The organism is Streptomyces pratensis, assembly GCF_016804005.1.
Classification (GTDB): domain Bacteria; phylum Actinomycetota; class Actinomycetes; order Streptomycetales; family Streptomycetaceae; genus Streptomyces; species Streptomyces pratensis_A.
The window spans coordinates 6701603-6723358 of record NZ_CP051486.1 but is presented as its reverse complement, the minus strand read 5'-3'; the positions used below and the strand labels follow the sequence as shown (position 1 = coordinate 6723358).

Annotated in this window: 22 protein-coding genes; 16 read left to right on the top strand and 6 right to left on the bottom strand. The window is 70.5% G+C overall.

Features of this window, described 5'->3' with window-relative positions; genetic code table 11:
- Positions 1–10 precede the first annotated feature (10 nt).
- The 5 genes from ybeY (at position 11) to era (ending at position 3730) form a co-directional block, all read left to right on the top strand.
- Positions 11–508 (top strand): rRNA maturation RNase YbeY, encoded by a 498-nt coding sequence (gene ybeY / locus HED23_RS28135; protein WP_203186165.1) that lies wholly within the window; start codon positions 11–13, stop codon positions 506–508.
- A complete protein-coding gene (locus tag HED23_RS28130) occupies positions 505–1788 on the top strand; it encodes a hemolysin family protein (RefSeq protein WP_203186164.1) in 1284 nt (427 codons plus the stop codon). Before ybeY ends, HED23_RS28130 begins: the two co-directional genes overlap by 4 nt.
- Positions 1785–2138 (top strand): MmcQ/YjbR family DNA-binding protein, encoded by a 354-nt coding sequence (locus HED23_RS28125; RefSeq protein WP_203186163.1) that lies wholly within the window; start codon positions 1785–1787, stop codon positions 2136–2138. Before HED23_RS28130 ends, HED23_RS28125 begins: the two co-directional genes overlap by 4 nt.
- Positions 2139–2350: 212 nt before the next feature.
- Positions 2351–2704, top strand: coding sequence for a cytidine deaminase (locus tag HED23_RS28120; RefSeq protein ID WP_203186162.1), 354 nt, complete (start codon positions 2351–2353; stop codon positions 2702–2704).
- 51 nt (positions 2705–2755) lie between these two features.
- Positions 2756–3730: a GTPase Era gene (gene era, locus HED23_RS28115; protein ID WP_203186161.1), complete on the top strand. Its 975-nt coding sequence runs from the start codon at positions 2756–2758 to the stop codon at positions 3728–3730.
- A gap of 106 nt (positions 3731–3836) precedes the next feature.
- On the opposite strand, the gene HED23_RS28110 is transcribed toward era, so the two are convergent.
- Both HED23_RS28110 and HED23_RS28105 read right to left on the bottom strand, forming a co-directional pair.
- The gene (locus HED23_RS28110) at positions 3837–4103 is read right to left on the bottom strand and encodes a protealysin inhibitor emfourin (RefSeq protein ID WP_203186160.1); all 267 of its coding nucleotides are present in this window, start codon (positions 4101–4103) and stop codon (positions 3837–3839) included.
- Positions 4104–4155: 52 nt separating this feature from the next.
- Positions 4156–5232: a M4 family metallopeptidase gene (locus HED23_RS28105; RefSeq protein WP_203186159.1), complete on the bottom strand. Its 1077-nt coding sequence runs from the start codon at positions 5230–5232 to the stop codon at positions 4156–4158.
- Positions 5233–5524: 292 nt separating this feature from the next.
- Here HED23_RS28105 and leuA point away from each other — a divergent pair, with 292 nt between their 5' ends.
- The 7 genes from leuA (at position 5525) to HED23_RS28070 (ending at position 14437) form a co-directional block, all read left to right on the top strand.
- Positions 5525–7315, top strand: a complete 1791-nt coding sequence (gene leuA / locus HED23_RS28100) for a 2-isopropylmalate synthase (RefSeq protein WP_203186158.1) — start codon at positions 5525–5527, stop codon at positions 7313–7315.
- 235 nt (positions 7316–7550) lie between these two features.
- Entirely contained in the window at positions 7551–8252 is a 702-nt protein-coding gene (locus HED23_RS28095; protein ID WP_203186157.1) for a TerB family tellurite resistance protein, read from the top strand.
- Positions 8253–8722: 470 nt separating this feature from the next.
- A complete protein-coding gene (locus HED23_RS28090; protein WP_203186156.1) occupies positions 8723–10831 on the top strand; it encodes an MMPL family transporter in 2109 nt (702 codons plus the stop codon).
- 95 nt (positions 10832–10926) lie between these two features.
- Positions 10927–12141: a sensor histidine kinase gene (locus HED23_RS28085; RefSeq protein WP_203187666.1), complete on the top strand. Its 1215-nt coding sequence runs from the start codon at positions 10927–10929 to the stop codon at positions 12139–12141.
- On the top strand, positions 12138–12812 hold the full coding sequence (locus HED23_RS28080; protein WP_203186155.1) for a response regulator transcription factor: 675 nt from the start codon (positions 12138–12140) through the stop codon (positions 12810–12812). Before HED23_RS28085 ends, HED23_RS28080 begins: the two co-directional genes overlap by 4 nt.
- 43 nt (positions 12813–12855) lie before the next feature.
- Positions 12856–13602: a DNA repair protein RecO gene (recO, locus tag HED23_RS28075; protein ID WP_203186154.1), complete on the top strand. Its 747-nt coding sequence runs from the start codon at positions 12856–12858 to the stop codon at positions 13600–13602.
- 22 nt (positions 13603–13624) lie between these two features.
- A complete protein-coding gene (locus tag HED23_RS28070) occupies positions 13625–14437 on the top strand; it encodes an isoprenyl transferase (protein WP_203186153.1) in 813 nt (270 codons plus the stop codon).
- Positions 14438–14498: 61 nt separating this feature from the next.
- Here the strand turns inward: HED23_RS28070 and HED23_RS28065 are convergent, their stop codons facing one another.
- The 4 genes from HED23_RS28065 to HED23_RS28050 form a co-directional block, all read right to left on the bottom strand.
- Positions 14499–14933: a Fur family transcriptional regulator gene (locus HED23_RS28065; protein WP_203186152.1), complete on the bottom strand. Its 435-nt coding sequence runs from the start codon at positions 14931–14933 to the stop codon at positions 14499–14501.
- Between the two features lie 65 nt (positions 14934–14998).
- A complete protein-coding gene (locus HED23_RS28060; RefSeq protein WP_203187665.1) occupies positions 14999–15898 on the bottom strand; it encodes a metal ABC transporter permease in 900 nt (299 codons plus the stop codon).
- On the bottom strand, positions 15898–16674 hold the full coding sequence (locus HED23_RS28055; protein WP_203186151.1) for a metal ABC transporter ATP-binding protein: 777 nt from the start codon (positions 16672–16674) through the stop codon (positions 15898–15900). The genes HED23_RS28060 and HED23_RS28055 overlap by 1 nt, the downstream gene beginning before the upstream one ends.
- A gap of 35 nt (positions 16675–16709) precedes the next feature.
- Complete coding sequence (locus HED23_RS28050; protein WP_203186150.1) at positions 16710–17717, bottom strand: metal ABC transporter substrate-binding protein; 1008 nt, start codon at positions 17715–17717, stop codon at positions 16710–16712.
- A 193-nt stretch (positions 17718–17910) separates the two neighbouring features.
- Here HED23_RS28050 and HED23_RS28045 point away from each other — a divergent pair, with 193 nt between their 5' ends.
- From HED23_RS28045 to dusB, 4 genes are all read left to right on the top strand, one after another.
- On the top strand, positions 17911–19293 hold the full coding sequence (locus tag HED23_RS28045; protein WP_203186149.1) for a glycine--tRNA ligase: 1383 nt from the start codon (positions 17911–17913) through the stop codon (positions 19291–19293).
- Between the two features lie 95 nt (positions 19294–19388).
- A complete protein-coding gene (locus HED23_RS28040; protein ID WP_203186148.1) occupies positions 19389–19592 on the top strand; it encodes a hypothetical protein in 204 nt (67 codons plus the stop codon).
- Positions 19593–19775: 183 nt separating this feature from the next.
- Entirely contained in the window at positions 19776–19979 is a 204-nt protein-coding gene (locus tag HED23_RS28035) for a DUF6243 family protein (protein WP_203186147.1), read from the top strand.
- Between the two features lie 352 nt (positions 19980–20331).
- Positions 20332–21480, top strand: coding sequence for a tRNA dihydrouridine synthase DusB (gene dusB / locus HED23_RS28030; RefSeq protein ID WP_203186146.1), 1149 nt, complete (start codon positions 20332–20334; stop codon positions 21478–21480).
- The last annotated feature ends 276 nt before the right edge of the window (positions 21481–21756 follow it).

The window sequence follows — 21756 nt, the reverse complement described above, 5'->3', positions numbered from 1 at the left end:
GCAGCGCACCATGTCGATCGACGTCAACAACGAGTCCGGAACCGAGGTCGACGAGCAGGCGATCCTCGACATCGCCCGCTACGCCCTCGCCCGGATGCGGATCCATCCGCTGTCCGAGCTTTCGGTGATCGTGGTGGACACCGCCGCCATGGAGCAGCTCCACATCCAGTGGATGGACCTCCCCGGCCCGACGGATGTCATGTCCTTCCCGATGGACGAGCTCCGTCCCCCGGCCAAGGGCGACGAGGAGCCCCCGCAGGGGCTCCTCGGTGACATCGTGCTCTGTCCTGAGGTCGCGAAGAAGCAGGGCGAGGACGCGGAGACACAGCACTCCATGGACGAGGAGCTGCAACTCCTCACCGTCCACGGAGTGCTGCACCTCCTCGGTTACGACCACGAGGAGCCCGACGAGAAGGCCGAGATGTTCGGCCTCCAGGCGGCCATCGTCGACGGCTGGCGCGGCGAGCGCGGGCTGACCGGCCCGTCCCCCGCCCCCACCGTCTCGTGAGCGTCCCCCTCGTCTCCGGCGCCGTCCTGCTGATCGTCGTCGGCTGGCTCGCGGCCTGCGCCGAGGCCGGGATCGCGCGTACGTCGAGCTTCCGCGCCGCCGAGGCCGTGCGGGCCGGACGCCGCGGCAGCGCCAAGCTGGAACAGGTCGCCGCCGACCCCACCCGCTATCTCAACGTGGCGCTGCTCGTCCGGGTGGCCTGCGAGATGTCGGCCGGCGTGCTCGTCACGTACGCCTGCCTCGAGGAGCTCCAGGAGACCTGGCAGGCGCTGGCCCTCGCCATGGGTGTCATGGTCCTCGTCAGTTACGTCGCCATCGGGGTCTCGCCGCGCACCATCGGCCGTCAGCACCCTCTGAACACGGCCACCGCAGCGGCGTACGTGCTGCTGCCGCTGGCCAGGATCATGGGCCCGGTCCCGCAACTGCTGATCCTCCTGGGCAACGCGCTGACCCCCGGCAAGGGCTTCCGCAAGGGGCCCTTCGCCAGTGAGGCCGAACTGCGCGCGATGGTCGACCTCGCCGAGCAGGAGTCGCTCATCGAGGACGACGAACGCCGCATGGTGCACTCGGTCTTCGAACTCGGGGACACCCTCGTGCGCGAGGTCATGGTTCCTCGCACCGACCTGGTCTGCATCGAGCGCTACAAGACCGTCCGTCAGGCACTGACCCTCGCTCTGCGCTCCGGTTTCTCGCGCATCCCGGTCACCGGGGAGAACGAGGACGACATCGTCGGGATCGTCTACCTCAAGGACCTGGTCCGCAAGACTCACATCAACCGGGACGCGGAGGCCGACCTGGTCTCCACGGCGATGCGCCCCGCCGCGTTCGTCCCCGACACGAAGAACGCCGGTGACCTGCTGCGCGAGATGCAGCAGGACCGCAGCCACGTCGCCGTCGTCATCGACGAGTACGGCGGCACGGCCGGCATCGTCACCATCGAGGACATCCTGGAGGAGATCGTCGGTGAGATCACCGACGAGTACGACCGCGAACTCCCGCCGGTCACGGAGCTGGAGAACGGCTGCTTCCGGGTGACCGCCCGGCTCGACATCGGCGACCTCGGGGAGCTGTTCGGCCTCGACGCGTACGACGACGAGGACGTGGAGACGGTCGGCGGTCTGCTGGCGAAGGCGCTCGGCCGCGTCCCGATCTCCGGAGCCTCCTCGCTCGTCGACCTTCCCGACGGGCGGAAGCTGCGCCTCACCGCGGAGTCCCCGGCCGGCCGCAGGAACAAGATCGTCACGGTGCTGGTGGAACCGGAGGGAACGGAATCGGCATGACTCCCCAGGAGCTGCGCACGTTCTGCCTGGAGTTCAACGCGAGCACGGAGGAGTTCCCCTTCGGGCCCGAGGCCTCGGTCTTCAAGGTCCTGGGAAAGATGTTCGCCCTGAGCGCGCTCGACGGGCGACCGCTCACGGTCAGCCTCAAGTGCGATCCGGACGAGGCGCTGCGGCTGCGCAGGGAGCACGCCGCGATCGTCCCCGGCTGGCACCTGAACAAGCGGCACTGGAACACGGTGACGGTCTCCGGGCTCCCGGACCGCATGGTCCGGGAGCTCGTGGAGGACAGCTACGACCTGGTGGTGGCCGGGCTCCCCAAGGCCGAACGGCTGCGCCTCGACCGGCCGTAGACCCTCGACCGGCCGTCGGGGCGGACGGTCAGGCGGCCCGGCGCAGGCCGGCCGCCACCGTCAGGGCCCGTCACGGCCGGGATGACCGCGGCGGCCGCCACCACCAGCCGTACGCCACTCGCCGGAGGGCCGGCGCGGCACGATCTACCCCGTCCCCGGGTGACCGGACCCCGTTGCGGAGCGGGGGCCCACCCCCTTCGTATGCTCAGCACATGACCGACAGCACCGGCCTCGGCGCCGAGGACCGAAAGATCGTCACACTGGCGCGCAGCGTCCGCGCCCGCAACGGAGTGCCCGAGGGCGCGGCGGTACGGGACGAGACGGGACGTACGTACGCCGCCGGCACCGTGGCCCTGGAGTCGCTGAAACTCAGCGCGCTCCAGACCGCCGTCGCGATGGCGGTGGCCAGCGGTGCCACGTCCCTGGAGGCGGCGGCCGTCGTATCCGAGGCCGAGGCCGCCTCCGAAGCCGACCGGGCAGCCGTCCGTGACCTGGGCGGGCCGGACACACCCGTGCTGCTCGCGGGCCCCGACGGGACGCTCCGGTCCACGGTGACAGCGGGCTGATTCGGGACGGCGGCGCCCTGCTGTGCACCGCCGCCGCCCGGATCGGGGAGAATGGTCGCCATGAGCGCTCGACCGAACACAGAAGCCGCTGCGCAGCAGGCTGAGAACACCGCCCCCCACCGGGCCGGCTTCGCCTGCTTCGTGGGCCGACCCAACGCGGGCAAGTCCACCCTCACGAACGCTCTGGTCGGCCAGAAGGTGGCGATCACCTCCAACCGCCCCCAGACCACCCGGCACACGGTGCGGGGCATCGTGCACCGCGACGACGCCCAGCTGATCCTGGTGGACACGCCCGGCCTCCACAAGCCGCGCACCCTGCTCGGCGAGCGGCTGAACGACGTCGTACGGACCACCTGGGCCGAGGTCGACGTCATCGGCTTCTGCCTGCCCGCCGACCAGAAGCTGGGCCCCGGAGACAAGTTCATCGTCAAGGAACTCGCCGGGATCAAGAAGACCCCGAAGATCGCGATCATCACCAAGACGGACCTGGTCGAGTCCAAGGCGCTCGCCGAGCAGCTGCTCGCCGTCTCCGCGCTGGCCGAGGAGCTCGGCTTCGAGTGGGCCGAGATCATCCCGGTCTCGGCCGTGAAGGACCAGCAGGTCGATCTGCTCGCCGACCTCATCGCCCCGCTCCTGCCCGAGAGCCCCCCGCTCTACCCGGAGGGCGACCTCACCGACGAGCCCGAGATGGTCATGGTCGCGGAGCTCATCCGCGAGGCCGCGCTGGAGGGCGTGCGGGACGAGCTTCCGCACTCCATCGCGGTCGTCGTCGAGGAGATGCTGCCGCGAGAGGACAGGCCGGCCGACAAGCCGCTGCTGGACATCCACGCGAACGTCTACATCGAGCGGCCCAGCCAGAAGGGCATCATCATCGGCCCGAAGGGGAAGCGGCTCAAGGACGTCGGCACGAAGTCACGCAAGCACATCGAGGCGCTGCTGGGCACGCCCGTCTTCCTGGACCTGCACGTGAAGGTCGCCAAGGACTGGCAGCGCGACCCCAAGCAACTGCGCAAGCTCGGGTTCTGAGGCACTGCCCACTCGGGCCCTTTCCCCGCACCCGGTGCGGGGAAAGGGCCCGAGTGCATGTTCCTTCAGGGTACGAGGGCACGCCTGCTTCCGCGGAGCCCCGGGTCTACGCGCCCTCTTTCAGGACCCGGGAGATCAGCGTCCGCTGCTCCTGGGTGAGCCGCGGGTCCGCGCAGTCGACCGTTCGGTCGCCCACCGTGATCCGGTAGCTGAAGCCGTCCGGCACTCCTGCGGGCGGACCTCCTCGGCCGGCGGCGAGCGCCGCCTCGGCCAGGGCCTCCCATTCCGAGGCGTCGGCCCGTCCCGAGGTCTCGACCTCGCCGTGCCGTGCGATGCCGGCGAACCCGCCGGTCCGTCTCACCTGAATGCGCATGCGTACTGGCTCCTGCCTGACCCACCCGGACGCCCCGCGTGTACCTACCCGGTCAGCGGGTCGGCACGCCCACCTCCGACCATGCCTTCAGCACCGCCTCGGCCTCGTCGCCCTCCCCGAACCTGTGCTGCGCCGCAGCGACGGTCAGCTTGGCGAAGTCCTTGAAGGACGCGTCCTGGGCCAGCTCACCGCCGGTCAGCACGTCGAACCAGATCCGGCCGGCCCGCTCCCAGGCGTTCCCGCCGAGCGCGGTGGCCAGCAGGTAGAAGGCGCGGTTGGGGATGCCGGAGTTGATGTGCACCCCGCCGTTGTCCTCGTCCGTCTCGACGTAGTCGTCCATCGATCCGGGCTGGGGGTCCTTGCCGAGGACGTCGTCGTCGTACGCCGTGCCCGGAGCCTTCATCGAGCGCAGCGCGACGCCGCTGACCCGGGGGGCGAGCAGGCCCTCGCCGATCAGCCAGTCGCCCTGGTCCGCGCTCTGGCCCAGTGAGTACTGCTTGACCAGGGAGCCGAAGACGTCCGAGACGGATTCGTTGAGCGCGCCGGACTGGCCCTCGTACGCCAGGTTGGCGGTGTACTGGGTCAGTCCGTGCGCCAGTTCGTGGGCGATCACGTCGATGGCGACGGTGAAGTCGAGGAAGATCTCCCCGTCGCCGTCCCCGAAGACCATCTGCTCACCGTCGAAGAACGCGTTGTTGTACTTCTCGTCGTAGTGCACGGAGCCGATGAGCGGCAGTCCCTTGCCGTCGATCGAGCTGCGGCCGTACTCCGTGAGCAGCAGGTCGAAGGTGGCGCCGAGTCCCGCGTACGCGCGGTTCACGCTGGCGTCCCGGGTCGGCTCGTCGCCCTCGTCGCGGACCTTCACCCCCGGCAGGTCCGTGCCGTGCCGGCAGTCGTACAGGGTGCGGTGCGGCTTGGTCGGGACCGGGGCGGATGTGCGGGTGGCCTGGGGGGTCCAGGCCAGCGCGGTCACCCTCCTGTGGTGGCGCCGGGCGCCGTCGGCCTCCAGGGTGCGCCGTGCGGGTTCGGCCAGGAGCGGGTCGTCTGCCTGGGACAGCTTGTCGAGGACGTGGGGCGGCACGATGGTGCAGAAGACGGGCTGGAACCCGTTGTTCGGTCGAGGCTGCATGCAAATGACTGTGGCACTCCGTCATCAAAGTGTCACTGGTTGCGATCGTGATTGACGAAATAGAGTGATGTATCACCGTTCTGCCTTCATGAAGGCTTGATCCCGCATACTGATACGGACCGACGCACCAGGCGCCCCTCGGTTAGTGTTGCCGCATCATGCGTTTCGGGCTGCTCCTTCTTAGCTGCCGCGGCGAGGGCCTGTAGTCGTAGGCCGGCTCCCTCCCCGCGGAGTTCGCTGTTGCAGCGACACAGTCGGCCGCCCCTGCTGGACCTCAGAGGAGCCGTACGCCATGACCGCAGTGAATCCCCCCGCGCACGACGATGCCGTCACCCCCGTCGGTGGCCCCACCCCGGTGACCAACGCGAAGCAACTGCAGAAGCCTTCCGGGATGCCCGTGCACAAGTACCGCGGCTACGAGGCCGTGGACATCGCCGACCGCACGTGGCCCGACAACCGCATCACCGTGGCGCCCCGCTGGCTGTCCACCGACCTGCGGGACGGCAACCAGGCGCTGATCGACCCGATGTCGCCGGCCCGCAAGCGCGAGATGTTCGACCTGCTCGTACGCATGGGCTACAAGGAGATCGAGGTCGGTTTCCCCTCCTCCGGCGAGACCGACTTCGCGTTCGTGCGCTCCATCATCGAAGAGGGCGCGATCCCCGAGGACGTGACGATCTCCGTCCTGACGCAGGCCCGTGAGGAACTGATCGAGCGGACCGTCGAGTCGCTGGTCGGTGCTCGGCGAGCCACGGTCCACCTGTACAACGCGACCGCACCCACCTTCCGCCGCGTGGTCTTCCGCGGTTCGAAGGAGGAGGTCAAGCAGATCGCGGTGGACGGCACCCGGCTGGTCATGGAGTACGCGGACAAGATCCTCGGCGACGAGACGATCTTCGGCTACCAGTACAGCCCGGAGATCTTCACCGACACCGAGCTGGACTTCGCCCTGGAGGTCTGCGAGGCCGTCTGCGACGTCTGGCAGCCCGAGGAGGGCCGCGAGATCATCCTGAACCTGCCCGCCACGGTCGAGCGTTCGACGCCGTCCACCCACGCGGACCGCTTCGAGTGGATGTCCCGCAACCTCAGCCGCCGCGAGCACGTCTGCCTGTCGGTCCACCCGCACAACGACCGCGGCACCGCCGTCGCCGCCGCCGAGCTGGCGATCATGGCGGGCGCCGACCGCATCGAGGGCTGCCTGTTCGGCCAGGGCGAGCGCACCGGCAACGTCGACCTGGTCACCCTGGGAATGAACCTGTTCTCGCAGGGTGTGGACCCCCAGATCGACTTCTCGCAGATCGACGAGATCCGCCGCACCAGCGAGTACTGCAACCAGATGGAGGTCCACCCGCGCCACCCCTACGCGGGCGACCTGGTCTACACCGCCTTCTCCGGCTCCCACCAGGACGCCATCAAGAAGGGCTTCGACGCCATGGAGGCCGACGCGGCCGCCCAGGGCAAGACGGTCGACGACATCGAGTGGGCGGTGCCGTACCTGCCGATCGACCCGAAGGACGTCGGCCGCTCCTACGAGGCGGTCATCCGGGTCAACTCGCAGTCCGGCAAGGGCGGGATCGCCTACGTCCTGAAGAACGACCACAAGCTGGACCTGCCGCGCCGGATGCAGATCGAATTCTCCCGGATCATTCAGGCCAAGACCGATGCCGAGGGCGGCGAGGTCACGCCGGCCCAGATCTGGTCGACGTTCCGCGACGAGTACCTGCCGAGCCCCGAGAACGCCTGGGGGCGGGTGCAGATCCGCTCCGGCCAGACGACCACCGGCACCGACGGCCAGGACACGATCACCGTCGAGGCCACCGTCGACGGCACGGACACGGTGCTGACCGGCACCGGCAACGGCCCGATCTCCGCGTTCTTCGAAGCGCTGCAGGCCATCGGTATCGACGCCCGTCTGCTGGACTACACCGAGCACACGATGAGCGAGGGCGCGAGCGCGCAGGCCGCTTCCTACATCGAGTGCGCGATCGACGGCAAGGTGCTGTGGGGCATCGGTATCGACGCCAACACCACGCGCGCGTCGCTCAAGGCGGTCGTCTCCGCGGTCAACCGCGCGACCCGCTGACACCATCGCGCGGCATTCCGGACGAACATCCGAAACAGTGCCGAACTGCGTGACCCTGGAGCCCCGTTCACCCTTCGCGGGTGGGCGGGGTTCGGCCATATCCCGGTGTTGTGACGTCCGGGATACTGACGCCGGAACACGCATGTGGCTAACATCACGTCCAACGCGGCAATGTTGCCGCGGGGTTAACTCCCGTGCCCCCGAGGCGTACGGGGGAGTCACGGAGGTGTGCGACGTGCGGACAGCCAAAGGACAACGCGCCACAAGACTGCGCATCTACGGCATCCGTACCGTCTGGGACACCGTCGGCGACGGCGAGTTCTTCTGCCCCTGCTGCGGGGGCGACCGCAACTACCGGCGTCTCACGGGCCGTCACCGTCTCACCGTCCTCGGCCTGCCACTGCTGGCCCGGGGCAGCGCGGGTCCGGTCGTCGCGTGTGCCGCCTGCGGTACGCACTTCGCGCCCGACACCCTCGACCACCCCACCACCACACGTTTCTCCGCCATGCTGCGGGAGGCCGTGCACACGGTCACGCTGGCCGTCCTCGCCGCGGGCGGCACCACCTCCCGCACGGTCCTGGAGACGGCGGCGGCCACCGTCCGCGACGCCGGCCTCGACGACTGCTCCCAGGAACAGCTCTTCACCATCGTCGAGGTGCTCGCCGCGGACACCGGGCACGGTGACGGGGCCGACCCCGCCGCCGAGGCCTGCGGCCCCGCCCTCGCCATCGAGCTCCACGAGGTCCTCAAGCCGCTCGCGCCCCACCTGGCAGTGGCCGGCCGCGAGGCGATCCTGCTGCGGGGTGCCAGGATCGCGCTCGCCGACGGCCCGTACACCCAGGCGGAGCGCCACGTGCTGACGACGGTGGGCAGCGCGCTCCAGCTCTGCCCCACGGACACCGCGAACCTGCTGGAGGCGGCGCGTACGCCGTCCTGAGCCCTGGGGCGGCGGGGGAGGCGCGTACGGCGGTTCTGAGCCCATGGTGTGGCGCGTGCGCCGTCCAGAGCGCCCTGAGGCCGCGCGTGTCGCTGTGCTGGGCCATCGGGTCGGCGCGTGCGCCGTGCTGAGCCTGCGGTGGCGCGTACGCCGGTCCTGAGCCCCGGGGTGGCGCGTGCCGCCGGTGCGGCCCTGGGGCGGCGCGTACGGCGGTTCTGAGCCCCTGGTGCGGCGCCCCGTGCCCGTCCCAGGCCCTGTGGGAGGCCGGGTGCGCGGTGATCCGCGGCCTCCGGGGCCGTTGTGCACGCCTCCGTGGGCCGGGAAGCCTGTGTGTACTCCTCAGGGAGTAACCGCCGACGGCCGTCACCCCCGGCAGTAGCGGTCATGTCCTTCCCTCGCGCGACGAATCGGCCCTGCCCGGACGGGAGTCTGGACACGACCGACACCGTCCAGGAGGGGAGGGCCGCATCATGCGGGCCGAAGCGGAAGAGACCGGTACGCCACCACGGCAGGGGCGCGCCGGAAGACCGAGGCGCGCGCTGCCGTGGCTGATCGTGGCGTTCTGGGTCGTTCTCATCGCCGTCGCGATGCCGTTCGCCGGCAAGCTCGGGGACGTCCAGCGCGACCGGGCCGTCGACTACCTGCCGTCGGGTGCGGACTCCACCCAGGTCGCGAGGATCCAGGACGCGCTGCCCGGCGGCGAGTCGACCGATCTCGTCCTCGTCTACCACCGCGACGGCGGGCTGACCACGGCCGACCGGAGCACGGCGGGTGAACAGGTCGCCGCCGTCGCACGCGAGCACAGCCTGCCCGCGGCGCCCGAGGGCGTCCCGTCCGACGACGGTACGACCCTGATGTTCCCGGTCTCCTCGACCGGCCCGGGCCAGGACCAGGAGGCCAGGACCGCGTTCGTCACGGACGTACGGGAGCGGGCGGAAGGCGGGGGCGGGCTGAGCGTCGAGGTCGGAGGGCCCGGCGCGCTCACCTCGGACGCGCAGGAGGTCTACACGTCGCTCGACGGTCCACTGCTCTACACGACGGTGGGTGTCGTCGCGCTCCTGCTGATCCTGATCTACCGGAGCCCGTTCCTCTGGCTGGTCCCCCTGGTCGTCGCAGGACTCGCCGACGTCCTGTCGATGGCGGTGGTCTACGGACTGAACCAGGGTTTCGGTACCACCGTGAGCGGCCAGAGCTCCGCCGTGATGACCATCCTGGTGTTCGGCGCCGGCACGGACTACGCCCTGCTGCTGGTGGCCCGCTACCGCGAGGAACTGGCCCGTCTGGCGCGGCCCATGGACGCCATGGCCGCCGCGCTGCGCGGCTGCGGGCCCGCGGTCCTGGCTTCGTCCGGCACGGTCGCCGCCGGCATGCTGTGCCTGCTCGCCGCGGACCTCAACAGCAGCCGCGGCATGGGGCCGATCGCCGCGGTCGGGGTGCTGTGCGCACTCCTCGCGATGACGACCCTGCTCCCCGCCCTGCTCGTGCTCCTGGGGCGGCGCGTCTTCTGGCCCCTGACGCCCGCGTACGGCAGTGTGCCCCGGCAGCGCCGCTCGGTCTTCACAGCCATGGGCAGCTCCGCCGGACGCCGTCCCGTCGCCGTGCTCGTCACGGGAGGTGTGCTGCTCGGGGCCCTGGCACTCGGCGTGTTCAGCCTGCCCGGTGACCTGAAGCAGGAGGACTCCTTCACCAGCAAGCCGGAGTCGATCACGGCGATGGAGACGCTCGCCGCCGCCTTCCCCGAGCGCTCGACCCAGCCGATCACCGTGATCACCCCCACGGGGCAGGCCGACGGGACGCTGGCGAAGGCGCGTGCGACCGAAGGCGTCGCCGACGCCGAGCGGGGCCGCAGCGGCGGCGGCTGGACCGAGCTCGCCGTCACCGCCCAGGCCCCGCCGGAGTCCGCGGGGGAGCGGGCCACCATCGACGCCCTGCGCGCCGGGCTCGACGGCAGCCACGTCGGAGGGCCCAGCGCTCAGCAGGCGGACCTGGAGGAGACCAACGCCAGGGACCTGAAGATTATCGTCCCGCTCGTCGTCCTCTTCGTCCTGCTGATCCTGGTCGCCCTGCTGCGCAGCCTCGTGGCCCCGCTGCTGCTCGTGGCCGCGGTGGTCGCCGTCTGGGGAGCCTCCCTCGGCATCGCCGGCCTCGTCCTCGAGCCGCTCCTCGGAGTCGAGGGCACCGACCCGGGTCTGCCTCTGCTGTCCTTCGTCTTCCTGGTGGCGCTCGGCGTCGACTACGGCATCTTCCTGATGCACCGGATGCGGGAGGAGTCCCTCGCCGGAGCCGGTCCGACGGCCGCCGCCCTCACGGCGCTGCGGACGACGGGCGGCGTCATCGCCTCCGCCGGACTCGTGCTCGCCGCCACCTTCGCCGTCCTCACGAGCATGCCGATGACGTCGCTGGTCGAGATGGGCTTCGTCATCGCCGTCGGAGTGCTGCTGGACACCTTCCTCGTCCGCACCTACCTCGTGACCGCGGCGAGCGTGGCCCTGGGACGCCGGATGTGGTGGCCGGGGCCGCTCGGCCGCGGACCGGCCGAGAACCTCACCGACGAACGGGAACTCGTCGCAAGCCGCTGACGGCGACCGTTCCACTGACCGAGGATGGCAGCGTGTCCGCTCCCCGAATCACGCGCCGTGGCGAGCGCGTCCTGGCGGTCGTCAACCGCGACCCCATGGACGCGCCGCACAAGTTGCGCACCGACGCCCTCGTCGCCACGGGCGCCGGTGCGCTCTCGGCCGTCCTGGCCTTCGTCACAGACGGCGGGCGGTTCCCCGACGCCTTCGGCTGGGTCCTCCTGCTGTGCAGCGCCCTGCCTCTGGTGTGGCGGCGCAGGAACCCCGTGGCGGTGCTCCTCGCCATGATTCCGGTCCTCATGGCCTACCACCTCCTGGACAACGCCCACTCGGCGCCGATGCCGCAGACCTTCGTGGTGCTCTACACCGTGGCGGTGACCGGCCGGCCGCTGCGTACCCTGCTCACCGGCTGCGCCGTGATAGCCGTGATGGTGTCCGTGGTCGGGGTCATCGACGCGCACCACGGGCTCGAACTGCTGCGGATCTCCGGCTGGATCGTCGCGGTGCTGTTCTGCGGTGTGGACGTGCGGATCTACCGGCAGTACGTGGCCTCCATGGTGGAGCGTGCCGAACGGGCCGAGCGGACCCGCGAGGAGGAGGCCCGACGCCGGGTCGCGGAGGAGCGGCTGCGGATCGCCCGTGACCTGCACGACCTGCTGGCCCACAGCATCACCGTCATCGGGGTGCAGACCTCGGTGGCCTCGCACATCCTGACCGTCGACCCGGACCGGCTGGACCGCGAAGCGGTCGCACGTGCCCTCGACGACATCGCCGGGACCTGCCGGGAGGCCCGTGCCGAACTGCGGACCACCCTGCAGGTGCTGCGTGACGGCTCCGAAGGCGGCGACGGGCCGTTGCCCGGCCTCGCCGCGCTCCCGGGCCTCGTACGGGCCGCCGAGACCGCCGGAGCGACCGTGGAGCTGTCCGTACGGGCCCCGGAGGGCCGGATCGCGCCGGCGACCGGCGCCGCGGCGTACCGGATCGTGCAGGAGGCGCTGACCAACTCCGTACGCCACGCGGGCGAGGGAGTGCGGATCGAGGTCAGGGTGGAACCCGACCCCGCCTTCCCCGCGCTGCGGGTCACCGTCGCCGACGACGGGGCCCCCTCGGCGCGCGGACGCTCCGGGGAAGCCGGGCACGGCCCCGGATTCGGCCTCGTGGGCATGCGCGAACGGGCGCGCAGCTCCGGGGGCACCCTGGACGCGGGTCCGCTGGCCGACGGGGGCTTCCAGGTCGCCGCCGTGCTGCCGCTGCCCGGATCCCCGGCGGGGCGCCCGGCCACGGCCGCCGGCCGCGAGGGGGCCGTGCTGTGATCCGCGTCCTGCTCGCCGACGACCAGACGCTCGTCAGGGCGGCCTTCGCGATGCTGGTGGAGTCCGACCCGGACATGACCGTCGTCGGCCAGGCCGCCACCGGCCTCGAGGCGGTCGAGACGGCCCGTTCCGCCCGCGCAGACCTCGTCGTCATGGACATCCGGATGCCCGAGCTCGACGGCATCGAGGCCACCCGCCGTATCGCGGCCGACGAGGACCTCGCCGGTGTGAAGGTGCTCGTCCTGACGACGTACGACACCGACGACCACGTCGTGGAGGCGCTGCGCGCCGGAGCCTCCGGCTTCCTGGTCAAGGACACCCTGCCCGCCGAACTCCTGGCGGCCATCAAGACGGTGGCCGCGGGCGAGTCGCTGCTCTCGCCGGGCCCCACGGCCCGGCTCATCGCCCGGTTCCTCAGCGGTCCCTCCGTGCCCGCGCTGGGGACTCCCGGAGGCCCGGAGCGCCTCTCGGAGCGCGAGCGGCAGGTGCTCACCCTCGTCGCACGCGGCCTGAACAACGCGAAGATCGCCGAGACGCTGGGCCTCAGCCCCCTCACCGCGAAGACCCATGTGAGCAGGATCATGGGCAAGCTGGGCGCCCGGGACCGCGCGCAACTGGTGATCATCGCCTACGAGTCCGGACTGGTGGTGCCCTCGGGCCGCCAGGAGTGAGGACCGCCGACGGGCGCCCGCTCCGGTGGGCGACAATGGGCGCATGAGCTTGTTCCGGGACGACGGCGTCGTGCTGCGCACGCAGAAGCTGGGCGAGGCCGACCGGATCATCACGATCCTCACCCGCGGCCACGGGCGGGTGCGTGCCGTGGCACGCGGGGTGCGCCGTACCAAGTCGAAGTTCGGGGCCCGGCTGGAACCCTTCTCCCACGTGGACGTGCAGTTCTTCGCCCGCGGCAGCGAGCTGATCGGGCGCGGGCTTCCCCTGTGCACCCAGAGCGAGACGATCGCTCCGTACGGCGGCGGCATCGTCTCCGACTACGCCCGGTACACCGCCGGCACCGCGATGCTGGAGACCGCCGAGCGGTTCACCGACCACGAGGGCGAGCCCGCGGTCCAGCAGTACCTGCTGCTCGTCGGGGGGCTCCGCACCCTCGCACGCGCCGAACACGCGCCGAACCTCATCCTGGACGCGTTCCTGCTGCGCTCGCTGGCCGTCAACGGCTACGCCCCCAGCTTCGACGACTGCGCCAAGTGCGGAATGCCCGGACCGAACCGGTTCTTCTCCGTCGCCGCGGGCGGCGCCATATGCGGCGACTGCCGGGTGCCCGGCAGCGTCGTACCCTCGGCGGAGGCCCTCGAACTGCTGAGCGCGTTGCTCACCGGTGACTGGGAGACGGCGGACGCGTCCGAGGCGCGTCATGTCAGGGAGGGGAGCGGACTCGTGTCCGCCTATCTGCACTGGCACCTGGAGCGCGGCCTGCGCTCGCTGCGGTACGTAGAGAAGTGACACAGGGAGACGAGAGAAGCCCATGGCAGTACGCGGGATGCTCGGCGGCCGTAACCGGCGTGAGTACAAGACCCCCGAGCCGCACCCCTCCGGCGCCACCCCGCCGAAGATCCCCGGCGAGCTCGTGCCCAAGCACGTCGCCGTCGTGATGGACGGCAACGGCCGCTGGGCCAAGGAGCGGGGCCTGCCGCGCACCGAGGGGCACAAGGTCGGTGAGGCCGTCGTCATGGACGTCCTCAAGGGCTGCATCGAGATGGGCGTCAAGAACCTCTCGCTGTACGCGTTCTCCACGGAGAACTGGAAGCGCTCGCCGGACGAGGTGAAGTTCCTCATGAACTTCAACAGGGACGTCATCCGCCGCCGCCGCGACGAGATGGACGAGCTCGGGATCCGCATCCGCTGGGTCGGCCGCATGCCCAAGCTGTGGAAGTCCGTCGTCCAGGAGCTCCAGGTCGCCCAGGAGCAGACCAAGGACAACGACAGGATGACGCTGTACTTCTGCGTCAACTACGGCGGCCGGGCCGAGATCGCCGACGCGGCGCAGCGCATCGCCCAGGACGTCGCGGCGGGGAAGCTCGACCCGTCGAAGGTCAACGAGAAGACGTTCGCGAAGTACATCTACTACCCGGACATGCCGGACGTGGACCTCTTCGTGCGCCCCAGCGGGGAGCAGCGCACGTCCAACTACCTGATCTGGCAGAGCGCCTACGCCGAGATGGTCTTCCAGGACGTCCTGTGGCCGGACTTCGACCGCCGCGACCTGTGGAACGCCTGCCTGGAATTCGCCCGGCGCGACCGGCGCTTCGGCGGCGCCGAGGAGATCACCAAGGGCTGAAACGGCGAGGAGGGGCCCCGGTGCCGGGGCCCCTCCTCGAACGGTGCTCCTGAGCCCGCCGTCAGGCCTTCGCGCCCGAGCAGTCGGCGCAGGTCCCGAAGATCTCCACCGTGTGGGCCACGTTCACGTAGCCGTGCTGCGCGGCGATGGTCTCGGCCCACTGCTCCACGGCGGGACCCTCGACCTCGACGGCCTTGCCGCAGACGCGGCAGACCAGGTGGTGATGGTGGTCACCGGTCGAGCAGCGCCGGTAGACGGCTTCGCCGTCGGTCGTGCGCAGGACGTCGACCTCGCCGGCGTCGGCGAGGGACTGGAGCGTGCGGTAGACCGTGGTCAGCCCGACCGAGTCGCCGCGGTGCTTGAGCACGTCGTGCAGGTCCTGGGCGCTGCGGAACTCGTCGACCTCGTCGAGCGCCGCCGCCACCGCCGCCCGCTGACGGGTGGACCGGCCGCGCACCGGAGCCGCGTTCGTGCCACTGATCGGCGCCGTCGCCACCGCTGCCTCCTCGTGTCGCCCGTACGTACGTCGGGCCATTGTGCCAGCCCGTCCTGGCGGCACGGTCACACCCGGACGTCGTCCGATGCCGGGCGGGCCGCCGGTACCTCCAGGGTGCACCGGTCCGCCTCGCTCCCGCGGCTCCGGGCGCGCCTTCGCGCCAGCGGCGTGGCGAGCGCCGTCAGCAGGACGAACGCGGCGATGGCCAGCAGCACGATCGTCGCGCCGGGCGGCACGTCCTGGTAGTACGAGGTCACGGTGCCGGCCAGCGTGACGGCCGTACCGATGACGACCGCCAGGACGAACGTCACCTTGAAGGACTTCGAGATCTGCTGCGCGGCGGCGACCGGCACCACCATCAGCGCGCTGACCAGCAGCAGGCCGACGACCCGCATCGCCACCGTGACGGTGACCGCCGCGGTCACGGCGACCAGCAGGTTCAGGGCGCGCACCGGCAGGCCGGTGACCCGGGCGAACTCCTCGTCCTGGCTGACCGCGAACAGTTGCCGCCGCAGTCCCACGGTGACGAGCACCACGAAGGCGGCCAGCACGACGATCGCGGTGACGTCCTCATCGGAGACCGTCGACAGCGAGCCGAAGAGGAACGAGGTCAGGTTGGCGTTGGAGCCGGTGTCCGAGAGGTTGATCAGCATCACTCCGCCGGCCATGCCGCCGTAGAACAGCATGGCCAGGGCGATGTCGCCCCGGGTGCGTCCGTACCAGCGGATCAGTTCCATGACGACCGAGCCGGCCACGGCGACGAGCGTCGCCATCCAGACCGGGTTGGTGGAGAGCAGGAAGCCGAGGCCTACACCGGTCATCGCGACGTGTCCGATGCCGTCGCCCATCAGTGCCTGACGGCGCTGGACCAGATAGATGCCGATGGCGGGGGCGGTGATCCCGACCAGGACGGCCGCGATCAGGGCCCGCTGCATGAAGGGGGGGTTCAGGAATTCCAGCATGATCAGCTCAGCAGTCCCGTCCGGACGGGCTCGGAGGCCGCGTGGGGGTGTACGTGGTCGTGGCCGGGCAGCGCGTGCTGGCCGACGGCCTCGGGAGGCGGCCCGTCGTGCATGACACAGCCGTCACGCAGGACGATCGCCCGGTCGATCAGCGGTTCCAGCGCGCCGAGCTCATGGAGGACGAGCAGCACCGTCGCCCCGCCCGCGACCTGCTCACGCAGCGTCGTGGCGAGGATCTCCTGGCTGGCCAGGTCGACGCCCGCCATCGGCTCGTCCATGATCAGCACTTCGGGCCCGGAGGCCAGCGCGCGGGCGATCAGGACCCGCTGGTGCTGGCCGCCGGAGAGGGCGTTCACGGAGTCCTTGGCGCGGTCGGTGAGGCCGACGAGCTCGATGGCGCGGTCCACGGCCGCCCGGTCGGCCCGGCCGGGCAGCCTGAGCTTCGTACGGGACAGGCGCCCGGAGGCGACGACCTCACGGATCGTGGCGGGGACGCCGCCCGCCGCCGTGGTGCGCTGCGGTACGTATCCCACACGGGCCCACTGGCGGAAGCGCCGCAGCGGCGTGCCGAACAGCTCGACCGTCCCGTCCGTGAGCGGCACCTGGCCGATGACGGAGCGCACGGCGGTGGACTTGCCGGAGCCGTTCGCGCCCAGCAGCGCCACGACCTCGCCGCGGTGGACGGTGAGGTCGACACCGCGCAGCACGGGGCGCGCGCCGAGCGTCGCCGTGGCTCCGCGCAAGCTGATCACGGGTTCTGGCGTACTGGGCTCGGGCATGATCGCCTCCGGTGCTGCTGCGGGTGGTTCGGGGGTCACTTCGCGCCGAGGGCCTTCTGCAGCGCGGTGAGGTTGGACTTCATGACCTCGATGTAGTCAGCGCCCGCGGACTTGTCCGTGATTCCCTCCAGCGGGTCCAGGACGCCGGTCTTCAGACCGAGGTCCTTCGCCAGGGTCTTGGCGGTCTTGTCGCTGGCGAGCGTCTCGAAGAACACCGTGGTGGCCTTGTTCTTCTCGGCGACGGAGTGGATCTCGTCGATCCGGGCGGGGCTGGGCTCGGCCTCGGGGTCGATTCCGGCGATGCCCTGCTGGACGAGGCCGTAGCGCTCGGCGAGGTACCCGAAGGCGGAGTGGGTGGTGATGAAGGTCTTCGTCGCGGTGTCCTTCAGCCCGGTCTCGTAGGCCTTGTCCAGGCCCTTCAGCTCGGCGACCAGCGTATCCGTGTTCTTGCGGTAGTCCGCGGCGTGGTCGGGGTCCGCCTTCTCCAGGGACTTGCCGACGCCCTCGGCGACCTCCGCGTACTTCACGGGGTCCAGCCAGATGTGCGGGTCGGCGCCCTCGTGGGAGTGCTCCTCGCCCTCGTGGGCGTTCTCGTCGGCGTGCTCCTCGCCCTCGTGGCCGTGCTCCTCGCCCTCCTCGTGCGCGTGGCCGTCGACCTCGGCGCCGTGGTCCTCGAGCGTGGTGAGCTCCGCCGCGTCCACCGTGTTCTTCACCCCGGCCTGCGCCACGGCGTCGTCGACGGCCGGCTGTATGCCCTTGAGGAAGAGGAGGTAGTCGGCTTCTCCCAGCTCACCGATCTGCCGGGGGCTGAGCTCCAGGTCGTGAGGTTCCACGCCCGGCTTCGTCAGGGAGGTGACCGAGACGTGCGAGCCGCCGATCTCCTCGGCCAGGAACTGCATGGGGTAGAAGGACGCCACCACGTCCAGCTTGCCGTCGTTCCCGCCCTCGGCCGCGTCGGAGGAGGAGCAGGCGGAGAGCGCGGTGAGACCGAGGGCGACTGCTCCGGCCACGGCGGCTGTGGGTATGAGGCGACGTACGTTCATGACAGTCATTTTCAACAAAAGTGGAAACGATTGTCAACAAGGCTGATGAGATGCCCGGATTCGCGAACAGTGACCGTGGTGCGGCCCACCGATTTGATCCAGGGGGTGCGCCCGCCGGTAATCTGGGGCATTCGCCCGCCCGGCGCTTCGCGCCGCCCCTGTCCAATTTCGCCGTCGTAATGAAGAGAGCACCGTGGCCGCCGACAAGATCGACACCATCGTCAGCCTGAGCAAGCGCCGTGGCTTCGTCTACCCCTGCAGTGAGATCTACGGCGGCCAGCGGGCCGCCTGGGACTACGGGCCGCTGGGCGTCGAGCTGAAGGAGAACCTCAAGCGCCAGTGGTGGCGCTACATGGTCACCGCGCGCGAGGACGTGGTCGGCATCGACTCGTCGGTCATCCTGGCCCCCGAGGTCTGGGTCGCCTCCGGCCACGTCGCCACCTTCTCCGACCCGCTCACCGAGTGCACCTCCTGTCACAAGCGCTACCGCGCCGACCACCTGGAGGAGGCGTACGAGGAGAAGCACGGCAAGCCGCCCGTCAACGGCCTGGCCGACCTCAACTGCCCCAACTGCGGCAACAAGGGCACCTTCACCGAGCCCAAGGCGTTCTCGGGGCTCCTCTCCACCCACCTCGGCCCCACCCAGGACACCGGCTCGGTCGCCTACCTGCGCCCCGAGACCGCGCAGGGCATCTTCACCAACTTCGGCCAGGTGCAGCAGACCTCGCGCAAGAAGCCGCCGTTCGGCATCGCGCAGATGGGCAAGTCCTTCCGGAACGAGATCACTCCGGGCAACTTCATCTTCCGCACGCGTGAGTTCGAGCAGATGGAGATGGAGTTCTTCGTCAAGCCGGGCGAGGACGAGGAGTGGCAGGAGTACTGGATGGAGCAGCGCTGGAACTGGTACACCGGTCTCGGCCTGCGCGAGGAGAACATGCGGTGGTTCGAGCACCCGAAGGAGAAGCTCTCCCACTACTCCAAGCGCACCGCTGACATCGAGTACCGCTTCCGCTTCGGCGGCAGCGAGTGGGGCGAGCTCGAAGGCGTCGCGAACCGCACCGACTACGACCTCAAGGCGCACTCCGAGGCCTCCGGCACGGAACTCTTCTACTACGACCAGGAGAAGGGCGAGCGCTACACGCCGTACGTCATCGAGCCCGCGGCCGGTGTCGGCCGCTCGATGCTCGCCTTCCTCCTCGACGCCTACAACGAGGACGAGGCCCCCAACGCCAAGGGCGTCATGGAGAAGCGCGCCGTCATGCGTCTCGACCCGCGCCTCGCGCCGGTCAAGGTCGCCGTGCTCCCGCTGTCCCGCAACGCGCAGCTGTCGCCGAAGGCCAAGGGCCTCGCCGCCGACCTGCGGCAGAACTGGAACATCGAGTTCGACGACGCGGGCGCCATCGGCCGCCGCTACCGCCGCCAGGACGAGATCGGCACGCCGTTCTGCGTCACCGTCGACTTCGACACCCTCGACGACAACGCGGTGACCGTGCGCGAGCGCGACACCATGAAGCAGGAGCGCGTCTCCCTGGACCAGATCCAGGGCTACCTCGGCTCCCGTCTGCTGGGCTGCTGACCGCACTCCCGCCCTCATGACGAAGCCCCCGGTTCCGCCGCACGGAACCGGGGGCTTCGTGCACACTGGGCGCACTCGTCCACAGGGAGGCCAGGATGCCGTCCATGACCACGAGCAAGGTCAGCAGATGGGACCAGCACGGCCGTGAACACGTCGTCCACGTACGGAAGTCGGGGATGCAGCGACAGCTGACCTGTGACACCTGCGGATGGCGCAAGGGCGCGCAGTTCCTGCCCTGGCTGAAGGCCGAGGAGCACCTGACCGAGGCCCACCAGGCCACGGTCGACCCGTCCGCCTGAGCATCACCGGGGCGTGGCCGAGAAAAACGGGATGAGGCGCCCCTCCGGCCGGGGTACCTTTTCGGCATGTCTTCGTTCTTCCAGATCTACGAGTGAGAGCGCGACGGGCCCGCCCGCCCGTCGCCCATCGGATCGATACACGACACGTCATCCTCACTTCCTCACTACGAATGGGAGAACCCCGTGGCCAAGAGCCGCAACAACCTCCTCGGCGTGGGCGGACAGCGCAAGAAGCTGTCCCGCGCCGAACAGCAGGGCGCGAACCCCGCGCGCAACGACGACCGCAAGGCCGCCGAGGACAAGAAGCAGGAGCTGGTGCGCAAGATGCGTGAGCGCGCCGCCGCCGCCGAAGCCGCACCGGCGCAGGACGCACCGGCAGAGAGCTGATCTCCTCGCACGACCCGTAGGACCACGGGCCCGGACCACTGCGGTGGTCCGGGCCCGTGCCCGTCCCACCCCCTCGCCGGACGGGGCCAGGCACCCGCCGGGCGGGGAAACCACCTGCGGGGCGGGGGAGCCACGCGGCGGGCGGGAAGCACCCGTCGGGCGGGGCAGCCGCCTGCTGGGCGGGCAAGCCATGCGGCGTGGGAAGCCACGCGCCGGGCGGAGCAGCCGTAGGCCCAGGAGGCTGTCAGGGCCGCGCAGAGCCGGGGTGGGAAACGCTCCGGGCGGCATCCGCCCCGCGCGGTGCTGAGCGGCCGGCATCCGGGCCGCGGTCCGAGTACGGGACAATGGGGCCATGACCACGCTCGCCCCCGCCCTCCCGCTGCTCCGGATCGGCCCGCACACCGTGCAGCCCCCGGTCGTGCTCGCCCCCATGGCCGGCATCACCAATGCGCCCTTCCGTACCCTGTGCCGTGAGTTCTCGGGCGGCAAAGGGCTGTTCGTCAGCGAGATGATCACCACGCGGGCGCTGGTCGAGCGCAACGAGAAGACCATGCAGCTCATCCACTTCGACGCGAGCGAGACGCCGCGTTCCATCCAGCTGTACGGAGTGGATCCGGTCACGGTCGGCAAGGCGGTCCGCATGATCGTCGACGAGGACCTCGCCGACCACATCGACCTGAACTTCGGCTGCCCCGTCCCCAAGGTCACCCGCAAGGGCGGCGGCTCCGCCCTTCCGTACAAGCGGCCCCTGCTCCGCGCGATCCTCCGCGAGGCCGTGGCCGAGGCCGGCGACCTCCCGGTCACCATCAAGATGCGCAAGGGCATCGACGACGACCACACCACCTACCTCGACGCGGGCCGCATCGCCGTCGAGGAGGGCATCACCGCCGTCGCCCTGCACGGCAGGACCACCGCCCAGCATTACGGCGGCACGGCAGACTGGGACGCCATCGCGCGGCTCAAGGAACACGTCCCGGAGATCCCCGTTCTCGGCAACGGCGACATCTGGAGCGCCGACGACGCCCTGCGGATGATGCGTGAGACCGGCTGCGACGGGGTCGTGGTCGGCCGCGGCTGCCTTGGCCGCCCCTGGCTCTTCGGCGACCTGGTCAGTGCCTTCGAGGGCACGGGGACGAGGCAGGAGCCCGTGCTCCGCCAGGTCGCGGACGTCATGCTGCGCCACGCGACGCTGCTGGGGGAGTGGATCGGCGACGAGAGCCGCGGAGTGATCGACTTCCGCAAGCACGTGGCCTGGTACCTCAAGGGCTTCGCCGTCGGCTCGGACATGCGCAGGAAGCTCGCGGTCACCTCCTCGCTGGAGGAGCTGGGCGGCCAGCTCCAGGAGCTCGACCTGGACCAGCCCTGGCCCGACGGCGCGGACGGCCCTCGCGGGCGTACGTCAGGCAACAACCGGGTGGCACTGCCGGACGGATGGCTGAAGGACCCGTACGACTGTGCCGGCGTGAGCGCGGACGCGGAGCTGGACACCTCGGGCGGCTGAGTTCCACACCCCACGCAGGGGCACCGAGTGCCCCATGAAATGCCCGCTCAGATGAGCGGGCATTTCTCGTCGGATCCGGCGTGATCGCGCGAGGCCGTGTGTGATCGCTCTCCTTCTGCCGCACTTCCGTCACGCTCCGTCGACGCCTCACAGCTCCAAGGTGACCTCCGCGGGCCCCTCAGGCGTCCGGATGATGACATCTGAGCGCAGGTCGGGGCGTGATTCTCGCCACCCTTGAGGGAGTGCTGGCTCAGATGAGCACTCTTTCGGATGCTG